This window comes from Lysinibacillus sp. FSL K6-0102, from assembly GCF_038003545.1.
In the GTDB taxonomy this organism is placed as follows: Bacteria; Bacillota; Bacilli; order Bacillales_A; family Planococcaceae; genus Lysinibacillus; species Lysinibacillus capsici.
Window position 1 is genome coordinate 236,715 of the sequence record NZ_JBBOPH010000001.1, and the last position, 11,774, is coordinate 248,488.

The 11,774-nt window shown below is 37.6% G+C and carries 7 protein-coding genes and 1 riboswitch; of the genes, 4 read left to right on the forward strand and 3 right to left on the reverse strand.

Features of this window, described 5'->3' with window-relative positions:
* Positions 1 to 187: 187 nt before the first annotated feature.
* On the reverse strand, positions 188 to 1,537 hold the full coding sequence (locus NYE73_RS01155; protein WP_269898968.1) for an IS1182 family transposase: 1,350 nt from the start codon (positions 1,535 to 1,537) through the stop codon (positions 188 to 190).
* 1,087 nt (positions 1,538 to 2,624) lie between these two features.
* Here NYE73_RS01155 and NYE73_RS01160 point away from each other — a divergent pair.
* Entirely contained in the window at positions 2,625 to 2,840 is a 216-nt protein-coding gene (locus NYE73_RS01160; protein WP_259951293.1) for a hypothetical protein, read from the forward strand.
* Between the two features lie 58 nt (positions 2,841 to 2,898).
* Here NYE73_RS01160 and NYE73_RS01165 read toward each other — a convergent pair whose 3' ends face one another.
* Positions 2,899 to 4,530 (reverse strand): S-layer protein, encoded by a 1,632-nt coding sequence (locus NYE73_RS01165; protein ID WP_259951292.1) that lies wholly within the window; start codon positions 4,528 to 4,530, stop codon positions 2,899 to 2,901.
* Positions 4,531 to 4,785: 255 nt separating this feature from the next.
* Between NYE73_RS01165 and NYE73_RS01170 the strand changes: the two genes are divergently transcribed.
* From NYE73_RS01170 to thiC, 3 genes are all read left to right on the forward strand, one after another.
* Positions 4,786 to 6,885: a methyl-accepting chemotaxis protein gene (locus tag NYE73_RS01170; RefSeq protein WP_259951291.1), complete on the forward strand. Its 2,100-nt coding sequence runs from the start codon at positions 4,786 to 4,788 to the stop codon at positions 6,883 to 6,885.
* A 110-nt stretch (positions 6,886 to 6,995) separates the two neighbouring features.
* Positions 6,996 to 7,925: an AEC family transporter gene (locus NYE73_RS01175; RefSeq protein WP_048390721.1), complete on the forward strand. Its 930-nt coding sequence runs from the start codon at positions 6,996 to 6,998 to the stop codon at positions 7,923 to 7,925.
* A 60-nt stretch (positions 7,926 to 7,985) separates the two neighbouring features.
* Positions 7,986 to 8,100: riboswitch (TPP riboswitch) on the forward strand.
* Between the two features lie 140 nt (positions 8,101 to 8,240).
* Positions 8,241 to 10,019: a phosphomethylpyrimidine synthase ThiC gene (gene thiC, locus NYE73_RS01180; protein WP_048390718.1), complete on the forward strand. Its 1,779-nt coding sequence runs from the start codon at positions 8,241 to 8,243 to the stop codon at positions 10,017 to 10,019.
* A gap of 123 nt (positions 10,020 to 10,142) precedes the next feature.
* Here the strand turns inward: thiC and NYE73_RS01185 are convergent, their stop codons facing one another.
* Complete coding sequence (locus tag NYE73_RS01185) at positions 10,143 to 11,648, reverse strand: catalase (RefSeq protein ID WP_048390717.1); 1,506 nt, start codon at positions 11,646 to 11,648, stop codon at positions 10,143 to 10,145.
* Positions 11,649 to 11,774 lie beyond the last annotated feature (126 nt).

The window sequence follows — 11,774 nt, forward strand, 5'->3', positions numbered from 1 at the left end:
TGTGAGAATCATAGCGTACAATATTGAAGAAGAACTAGATATGCTATTATCTAGTTCTTTCAGACTGTAGACAAAAGCCCTCGAGAAGTTCACTCTCGAGGGCTTTTATCATTTTTCTTCCTATGTCGGCTTGATATTTGGTAATAGATTACCAAATCCAACATACTCTTCGAGCATAGTTGCTCTCTTAAGCTACTTGCCACGTCCAAGTAGCCAGTTTCTTTAAATTCATGGCAGCAAAAGTAAGCATCGCCTGCATGGACAATTTTTTCAGACCTCTTAAGGTTGTCCATCGCATACCATGCTTTTCTTTTGCATCGGCAAAGACACGCTCAATCGTTTCTTTGCGCTTTGCATAAATTTGTTTGATGTCATAGGAATGGCGTAAATGTTCAGCTTCCTCCACATACGACTCCCAGATATGGCGTTGAATGAGTTTTTGATGATGCTTACTTTCTGTACATTGGGAAAGGCTTGGACACTTCGCACAAATCAAAGGATTCGATTTATATTGCCGATATCCTTCTTTCGTCGTAGTTGCATACTTCAATATCTGCCCTTGTGGGCAAAGATAACAATTATAATGCTCGTCATATATATACTCATGCTTTCGGAAGAATCCATCTTTTGTTTTAGGTCGTGTATACGGAAGAACAGGCAACATTTGATTCTCTAATAAAAAGTTCGTAATCGCTGGTGTTTTATAGGCTGCATCTGCCGCAACAGCGATTGGTTTTTGAACGTTTTGAATGACTCTTTCAACAAGTGGCTGCAATACATGGCTATCGTGCACATTTCCCGGAGTCACAATGGCACCTAAGACAAAGCCCTTTTCATCTGTCGCTGCATGAAAAGAATACGCAAACTGTTTCGTACGTTCATCCTTCACGTAATATCCACTTTCAGGATCTGTCGTGCTTTCCTTTATTTCTTTCCATTCTTCTTTTTCAAATTTCTCCGGGGAAAAGGGCTTTTTTCCGTGTTCCTCACGATCAATATTTAACTCTAATTGAAGTTTCTCTTCATAAGCCCGTGTTTCTTTTCGCACAACTTTTTTATCATACTTTCGTTTATTCGCACTCGCTTTCACATGCGTAGAATCGATAAATAAATGGTCTGCATGGAGGAGTCCTTGATGCATAATCTCTTTTAATATACGATAGAATATCTGCTCAAATATATCAGTGTCTTGAAAGCGACGGACATAATTTTTACCGAAGGTAGAGAAATGCGGGACTTCTGTCTGGAAGCCAAATCCTAAAAACCAACGATACGCCATATTCGTTTCAATTTCTTTGATGGTTTGACGCATGGACCGTATACCAAAAACGTACTGAATAAACGTCATTTTAAAGAGAACAACAGGATCAATACTAGGGCGTCCTTTGGCAGAGTAGAGGTTTTCTACTAAAGGATAGATAAATGAAAAATCAATAGCCGCCTCTAGTTTTCGTACTAAATGATCTTGGGGAACTAATTGATCAATCGTTAGCATTTCTAATTGTTCACGTTCATTGATTTGATTTTTCGTCATCATGGTTGATCACCTCGAAAGTGTACTTTTTATCAATAGATGAATAAGGAATTCTTTATGTAGAAGTTGATTGGAACGAAGGGTGGCGACTCCTGCGGGAAAAGCGGGAAAGTCGAGATCCTGGACTGAGCGAAGCGAGGGAAGCAGCTCGACCCCGCCCGCGGAAAGCGTCCGCCCGTAGTGGAAATCAACGGCTTTACTTTATTTTATTGTAAAAGAAAAAAGACTGTAGGCAAACTCAAAATTCATTGAGTTTGTCTACAGTCTGGAAGAACTAGATATGCTATTATCTAGTTCTTTTATTTTTTAATAAGGGATTGCTAAATTTATGAACGATTTCTACAAATAAGTTATGTTGGTATGGTGGCTGATTTATTGAATTACTTAACTTGTTCAGGATTTGTTTAGAAAAGTGTAGTAAGCTATTATTTGTAATCTTGTCAATGTCTTAAATCTTAAATAAACCGAGAAAGACTTGGCTTTTTTGTAAGCCTAGTCTTTTTTGGTTACTAAAAATGAATATTATCCTAATTCAAAAATCAGCTTATTGGAATGAGCCTCCTTCTTGTAATAGTAAAATGCTATGCTGAATAGCATTTTTCACAAGAGTTTGTATCGACAATGGAGGAACAAATAGCTTTATTTTTGGGGGTACGTCCTATATGATTTGTACTCTGTCACCAAAGCGTATTTGTTCTATAGGCGCGTCAAGTTTTAATTCGTAGTCAATCGGTACAGTTAAATCGACATTCTAAAATCAAAGCTCATTTATAGATAATCACTAAAGGCGAGTAACAATTCCTCCATCTTCTCTCATTATCAACACCATGTTAGGAAATAATAGAATTCAGTGTATTAAAGAAAAAACGGATCGGAGCAGCTAAAATAAATAATAATAGGTAGCACAGATCAATGGTTTGAATTCGCATATTTTCCTTCATCAATTCAGGTAGGAATAAAAATAGAAAAACTAAGCATACTGCTAATTGAGTTCCTTTAGAAAAGTTTGTGGTGCGTTCCATTTTCAGTAAATCTCCTAAAATTATTTCTCTATTAAAGCCACCTTGTATATAGTGATTGGCAGGAAAAAGTGCAAGAACTATACGCTGATGCAGAAGATAACTATTTTACTTTAATGAAGCTTTATGAGCTATTGAGTAATTCAGCTGCCGTTGAGGAGCAATACTGGCTGTTAAAAAAGATGCTTCAAGAGCACTTGGCAGTGGAACCAAGTGAGGAGGTTGAGGTTTGGTATCGTAGGTGGAAGCAGGCAAATGCTATAATACAAGTAGATGCTTTTAACTAGATAGTTTTTTAAACAGGACTCTGTAGCTTTCAGAGTCCTGTTTTTAACTTCAAACAGCCTAATTTTTACCTGGCTTATACTGTCCCGTGTAGGTAGAAATCGCACTATTTAATTGATCTACCGCATATGACACATCCGATTGAGTCGAATTGCTATTAACTAAAAGTGATTCAGCGTGTGAAACGGCTGAGTTAAAAATATACCACTCATTGTATGTTGTCCAATTAGTAGTTGAAGGTATACCTATCCCATTTTCTGAAACCATCACGTACATATCTTTTGCATGATTTACAAGTGATTGTAGATAAGTTTTATCAACATATTGTCCACTATTTCCAGGTTTATGGGCATTCTTATAAGTCCAAATAGCATTATTTAAATTATTGATAGCGTTTGCAATATCTGCTTGAGTTGCATAATAATTATTTACGACTGCTTGAGCAGATGAAACAGCAGAATCAATTGCGTTTTTCTCTGATTGAGTAGTCCATTGAGAATTATATGGAATATTCGATCCATCCCAAGACACTGTAACATATTGAATAGAATTAATTAAAGACTGTAGTGATGCCTTATCACCGTAGCCATACTTTGTGCCATTCTTTTGTGCAGCCTGGTAGACTACCAGTGCATTTTTATATTGAATGATGGCGTTCTTCACTTGTTCTTGAGAGGCGCTATTATTGTTCGCTACAGCTCTTGCAGTCACTACAGCAGAATCAAATACTGCACGGTCTGTATGTGTTGTCCATTTATCCGTATTTAATATATCATAGCCGTTTACAGATACTTGTACATATGGCGGGGATGCAATTAGTGCATTAAGTTCTTTTTTATCAATGACAGGGAGCGTTACTGAGATACGGCTATCGTTCACCTGTACATTATTTACTAGATGCCCTGAATCTAAAGCTACTTTAGCTCCACCTTTTACAACGATTTGCTCAATTTTACCTTCTCCATAAAGGTTGAAATCTTTTGTTACATCAATTGTAAGTTTTTCAATATTAGCCATTGCTCCAAAGGATTCTACTTTGCCTACTACCTCTACTTTGGAAAGAAGTTGATCAGACGATACGTTGACTTTAGTACGGGCTAAATTGATGTTTGATGATTTCATATCGATTAAAGTAACGTATAGCCAACTTACCTTTTTCGTTACAATTGGTTTTAGTGTAATTGTTTCACTTACTACTACATCATCAAGTGTAACAGCTTTTTTTACTCTGTTTGTAATGATAAGCTGACCATCCACACTAACGTTTTGAACTTTTACATAGTCCGCGTTAACAGTGAGGTCTCCAGAGATTTGTGCGTTACCTCCATCAAAATAAACAGATTTTTTGCTGGTACCTGCTTTGTTTAATATTAATGCTGTAACGTCGGTAATTTGTCCGTTTCTCACGACAATAGTTGCTCGGGCATTGGATAATGCTGTTTTATTTGATGTATTGAATAGGGGCTTTAATGCAGATTGAATTCTAAATGTACCGTTAGATGTTATCACAGTATCTTTTGTTATATTTTTGATCGTTACGGATTCACCTATTACCTTTTTGGCTGCTGCCACCTGTGTCTCATATAAATTTGATTGTATTTGAGATGTTGTGGCACTTGCCGTAGACATTGGTAATACTAGTGTCGCTGTAATAGCCGTGACCATTAATGTTGATAGCGCTTTATTTTTCAATTTAAGTCACTCCAATCATTCTATTTAATAGTTAATATATCATATTTTTCTATAATTTAGAATTAGAAGAGGATGTTTTACTATGAATCTCCATTCAAATAAGTCATTAGTCCTTTATATTGAAAAATAAATGTTTGGTGAAGTATCGGTATTTTTCTCTATAATTCTGTAAATTTTCTACTTTATTCGCTAAATATTTTATTGTGATACAATCATCCATCCATTATTATTAGTATAAAAGTGGGGGTGTTAGTTATGAAAAAATTAAGAGGAATTGCCTTAAAACTTTCTTCCCTTATAATAGGATTATTTCTTATTTTATTTTTATCCTATACTGTCATAACGGGGATTATTATAAAAAAGCAAAGTGTTGAAGACGCAGAGCATGGAACATTACAATCGGCTGAATCTTCTGCAGCTATTATGAGTGAAAGATTTAAGAAAGCCAATACGACATTACAAACAACAAAGCGTATCATAGAAAGCATGGAGAAGAATAATACGTTGTCTACCAAGGGTGTCATAGACGTAATGGAAAACAATTTAGCTAGCAATAATGACATTCTTGGAGTAGGAGCAATCTTTGAGCAAGATTCTATTATTTTAGAACCAACTGAAGCTGCTTTAGTAGATACTAAAAAACGTTTTATCCCTTATTTAAGTAAGAACGGAAATGATATCTCGACTGCTCTAATCGAAGGTATTGATGATAAGAGTATTTCTGAATGGTATTGGGTACCAAAAGAAGAGAGACGTGCAGTTTTGACAGAGCCCTATGATTATAATGTAAACGGCCAATCCGTATTAATGACAACCATTTCAGTGCCATTAATCAATGCTTCCGGGACATTTTTCGGTGTATTGACTGCCGATGTATCAATAGATTTTTTAAATGATTTAACAAAATCGAATGCCCCAGAAGGCGGTTATGCGGCAATTATTACGAATAAAGGTGTGCTAACAGCTAACAGTTTTGGTGATGAGCTAGTTGGGCGCAATATGCAAGAGGATCCTACTTGGACAAGTATTAGTAAGACAATGGAAAATGGTGAACTAACAAGTATGTACGTTGACTCTAATCAACTGAAGGAAAAGGCCTATAATGTTTTTGCTCCAATGATTTTAGAGGGTATTGACGAAACATGGACTGTTCAAGTCGTGTTAGCTGAATCAAAGATTCTAGAAACATATAATCATGTATTTGTATTTACGATTATTGCTTCCATTATTATGGTGGTTTTGATGACAGCTGCAAGTGTGTTATTCATCTATAAACAATTAAAACCACTTAAATTTTTACGTGCATCGATTGAAACTGCAGCCGAAGGGGATTTAACACAAAAGGTAGAAGAGCGATATATTAAGCCTGATGAAATTGGTGCAGTTGCTGTGGCCTATAATAATATGTTAGATAAAACCAATAGTGCGATTCAAACTGTACTAAATTCCACGAGGTTATTGAACCAATCTTCTAATCAGGTAAATGAGGCATTTAATGAGGTAGTTGCTTCTAGTCAGGAGGTTTCCGTAGCTATCAACGAGATTGCACAAGGAGCTTCGAAGCAATCAGAGGATACAGAAGAAACAAATTATCGAATGATGGATTTATCAGATCAGATTGATGCTATTACGGCTCTTTCTAACGAAATGGATGAGCTATCTCATAAAACAGGTGTAACAACGGAAAAAGGATTGCATGAGGTTGAAAGTTTAAGAGAACGTAATATGGAGACAAATGAAATGAATGGGCGTATCCAGCAGCAAATGGAATCATTAGCTTCTAATATTGCCAATATTAATCAGATTATTGCTTCGATTCAAAGCATTACCGAGCAGACTAATCTGCTAGCTTTAAATGCAAGTATTGAGGCTGCACGTGCTGGTGAACATGGTAAAGGATTTGCTGTAGTTGCAGAGGAAGTTAGAAAGCTAGCAGAACAATCTAAGAATGAAACAGAAATTATTAAGAGTACAGTAGAAAGTATTCTTGAAAATTCTCAGCAGACGGTTGCTGTGATTGCATCTAATGCAGATTTAATGCAATCTCAAAATGAGTCCGTACAAAGCACGCAACTAGCATTTAAAGATAGCAGTGACTTGTCGGGTTCAATTGCAAATTCTATTAGTGAATTAATGAATAAACTATCTAGCATGTTAGAGCATAAAAATCAGGCAATCATGGCTATCCAAAGTATTTCGGCTATTTCAGAGCAAACAGCAGCCTCTGCGGAACAAGTAAGTGCTTCTGCAATGGATCAACAAGTAGAATTACAAAAGGTAGCAGAGTCTATTCAAAATATGAACGATATTTCAAACGAGCTACAAGAAGTTGTAAACCGATTTAAGCTTGCTTAAAAAGAAAGGCTGCCTTCAATATAGAGGCAGTCTTCTTTATGGTGAAAGCCGGAGAAATTGACCTAGAAGGAATTCAACACTACTATTAACACTGGAAGGGGGACATTGATATGATGTATCTCGGAATGATTTTCTTTCAAATTGTTGTACCTATTTTAGTGTTACTTGTAATAGGCGCTATACTACAAAAGAAATTTCGCTTTAATTTAAAAGCATTGTCTCAGCTTATTACATATTGCTTTATGCCAGCAGCTGTTTTTGTAAATTTATATGAAACACATGTGGAATTAACTGTACTGGGAGAGGTCGGATTATTTATTGTACTCTTTATCGGTAGTCAAATGATACTCAGTCACTTTATGGCAAAAGGGTTAGGTTTAGCTAGAACAGAGGCAGCTGTCTTTAAAAATAGTGTTGTGCTCATTAACTCGGGTAATTACGGTATTCCAGTGGCTCAAATGATATTTGCCACGCAACCTATTGGAGTAGCCATTCAGGTCATGCTCGTAATCTTTCAAAATATGACTACGTATACATATGGTTTATACAATTTAATTTCTTCTACAAAGTCAGGTATGACAATCATCAAGGATTTCTTTAAAATGCCTATTATTCATGCGCTGATTATAGGTGTCGCTATGAATTATTTTGATATCGGTATTCCACAGTTTATCAAAATACCAGTAGAACATGTGGCAGATGGATTTATTGCTGTGGCTCTAATTACTTTAGGTGCGCAATTATCACAACTAGAGATGAAATCAATGTTTAATAAAACCGTCTTTATCAGCTGTTTTACGCGACTAATTATTGGACCATCTGTTGCATTGGCCATTATTTATATATTGGGATTAGATGGAGTCGTCGCACAATCACTGTTTATAGCTAGTGCCTTTCCAACATCCCGCAATAGTTCTAGTCTAGCATTGGAATATGATGTAGAATCAGCAACAGCCGCGCAAGCTGTTTTATTTTCAACCATTGTAAGCTGTATAACTGTAACCATTGTGATCTATTTTGCAGAAGTATTATTTACCTAGCAAGATAAAAAATAACTTCCATCTCTTAGTATTATCTGCTACACTAGCATCAAACTAAATAGTATTAACTAGGGGAGTCTGATGAGTCAGGCTGAGAGGGAAACGCTACGAAGTTTCTTGACCCTTTGGACCTGATCTGGCTCATACCAGCGTGGGAAAGTTAAGAAGCTATTGCAGAGTATGCAATCAATAGACCTTTACATTCGTGGCCGGATCCAAATAATTATTTTGGATTCGGCCTTTATTTTTTGGATTGTTGGGGTGAGCTAGAATCGGTCCTTATATCAAAATAAATTTAAGGGAGAGAAGTAGCTCATGTCAGCAATTAGTGAAAAGAATATTACCATTATGTCCAGCTTTGAAGGAAGCAAAAAAGTATATGTGGAAGGATCACGCCCAGATATTCTAGTACCTATGCGAGAAATTGCATTAAGTCCGACAACAGGCAGTTTTGGAAATGAAGAAAATGCTCCTATTCGAGTATATGATACAAGTGGGCCCTATACAGATCCAGCCTACCAAGTAGATATTACGAAAGGTTTACCTGCCTTACGAAATGCATGGATTCAAGAGCGAGGGGATGTAGAAGCATATGAGGGACGCTCCATTAAACCGGAGGATAATGGCTTTCGTCATGTTGATGACCCGCGTATTCAAGAAAATGTCTTCCCGGAGTTGGCGAGAAAGCCTTTGCGTGCTAAAAAAGGTAAAAATGTGACACAGCTTCACTATGCACGAAAGGGAATTATAACGCCTGAAATGGAGTTTGTAGCGATTCGTGAAAATATGGATCCTGAATTTGTACGTTCAGAAATTGCAGCTGGGCGTGCTATAATGCCTTCTAATATTAATCACCCTGAGGCAGAGCCAATGATTATTGGGCGTAATTTTCATGTAAAGATCAATGCGAATATCGGGAATTCTGCTGTATCTTCTTCCATTGCAGAAGAAGTTGAGAAAATGACCTGGGCAACTCGATGGGGCGCAGATAATATTATGGATTTATCGACTGGTAAACATATTCATACAACTAGAGAATGGATTATTCGAAATGCTGCAGTGCCAGTGGGAACAGTGCCAATTTATCAGGCTTTAGAAAAGGTAAATGGTGTAGCAGAGGATTTAACGTGGGAGGTTTATCGTGATACTCTCATAGAACAAGCTGAGCAGGGTGTGGATTACTTCACCATTCATGCAGGTGTCCTTTTACGCTATGTACCACTAACAGCAAATCGTGTGACAGGTATTGTATCTCGAGGTGGCTCTATCATGGCACAGTGGTGTTTATATCATCATCAAGAGAATTTCCTGTATACACACTTTGAGGAAATCTGTGAAATTATGAAAGCCTATGATGTTGCTTTTTCCTTAGGTGATGGTTTACGCCCAGGCTCAATTGCAGATGCCAATGATGAGGCACAATTTGCAGAGCTTGAAACACTAGGCGAGCTAACACAGATTGCTTGGCAGCATGATGTTCAGGTAATGGTTGAGGGACCAGGTCATGTACCAATGCATCTGATTAAAGAAAACATGGACAAGCAATTAGAGGTTTGTAAGGAAGCGCCCTTCTATACATTAGGACCACTCACAACAGATATTGCTCCAGGTTATGACCACATTACATCAGCCATTGGGGCAGCCATGATTGGCTGGTTTGGTACAGCGATGCTTTGTTATGTGACACCGAAAGAGCATCTTGGTTTACCGAATCGCGAGGACGTTCGTGTGGGCGTTATCACTTATAAAATTGCTGCACATGCTGCTGATTTAGCAAAAGGTCATCCAGGTGCACAACAACGAGACGATGCACTGTCTAAAGCGCGCTTTGAGTTCCGTTGGCGTGATCAATTCAATCTGTCACTAGATCCCGAGCGTGCAGTGGAATATCATGATGAGACACTGCCAGCAGAGGGAGCAAAAACAGCACACTTTTGTTCTATGTGTGGGCCTAAATTCTGTAGCATGAGAATTTCACAGGATATTCGTAATTATGCGAAAGATAAGGATTTGAATACGACTGAAGCGATCCATCAAGGTATGAAAGAAAAGGCTGAGGAGTTTAAAAAAGCAGGCAGTCAAATTTACCAATAATGAAAGAAAAGGCTTATGTCAAAAAAATAGACATAGGCCTTTTCTTAATCAAAAAACTCCATGTGAATAGTGGATTCACATGGAGTGAAAGTTGGATTTGGATATCAATAATAAAGTGGAATATTAAACGTTTGTTGGTTGTTTTACATATGGATTTGTAAGGTCCATACCTTCTAAGGAAAGACCCATCGCTTTAGCGACACCTTCACCATATGCTGGGTCAGCTAGATAGCAGTGAAGGATGTGACGGCGTTTGATGAATTCTTCAACAGAAGCCATATCGTTCGCGGTATTTTCAAATAAGCGTTGCTGCTCTTCCGAAGTCAATAGACGGAATAGTTTACCTGGTTGTTCAAAGTAATTATTATCGTCTTCACGGAAATCATGAATACCTGCATGACCATCAATACGTAATTCAGGCTCTTTATGGTCTAAATTATGCTCCCACTCACCATAGCTATTTGGTTCATAGCTTAATGTCGAACCAAGATTGCCATCAAAGCGCATTGCTCCATCTCGGTGGAAAGTACGGAATGGACATTTTGGTGCGTTGACAGGAAGCATATAGTGGTTTACACCAAGACGATAGCGTTGGGCATCCGCATATGCAAAGATACGACCTTGTAACATTTTATCTGGTGAGAAGCTGATGCCAGGAACAATGTTAGATGGTGCGAATGCAGCTTGTTCAACTTCTGCAAAGTAGTTGTCTGGATTTTTGTTTAACTCGAATTCACCTACAGGAATTAATGGGAAGTCTTTTTTATACCATACCTTTGTTAAATCAAATGGGTTGTATGGTAGCTCACGAGCTTGTTCCTCTGTCATTACCTGAATGTACATTTTCCATTTAGGGAAATCGCCTTTTTCAATTGCTTCATATAAATCACGTTGTGAAGATTCGCGGTCTTGACCAATAATCTCATTAGCCTCGGCACCAGTTAAGTTCTTAATGCCTTGCTCTGTACGGAAGTGGAATTTAACCCAAACACGTTCATTATTAGCATTGATAAAGCTATACGTATGAGAACCAAATCCGTGCATATTACGGTAACCAGCTGGAATACCACGGTCAGACATAACAATTGTCACTTGGTGAAGTGCTTCAGGTAATGAAGTCCAGAAATCCCAGTTAGAGTTGGCATTTTTCATATTTGTACGTGGGTCCCGTTTTACCACATGGTTTAAATCTGTAAAGTGTAACGGGTCACGGAAGAAGAATACAGGTGTATTGTTCCCTACTAAATCCCAGTTTCCATCTTCTGTATAGAATTTAAGGGCGAAGCCACGAATATCTCGCTCTGCATCTGCTGCACCACGCTCACCCGCTACTGTAGAGAAACGTGCGAACATTTCAGTTTTCTTGCCGATCTCTGAGAAGATTTTCGCTTTAGTATATTGTGAAATATCATGCGTTACAGTAAAAGTACCAAATGCACCTGAGCCCTTTGCGTGCATACGACGTTCTGGAATCACTTCACGGTTGAAATTTGCTAGTTTTTCAACTAACCATACATCCTGAAGTAAAAGAGGGCCACGTGGACCTGCTGACATAGAGTCATGGTTACTTACTACTGGAGCACCACCTGCTGTTGTAAAGCGACGGCTACGATCATTTGCGTTTGTCATATTAGTTTACCTCCTGAAAAAAATGTGAGTCAAACTCTTCGTCTATAACTATAACAAATATAAAATAGAATTGCTAGTACATTATAATAATTATCGTTAAAGAATTTTTATATTTAAGTATAAACT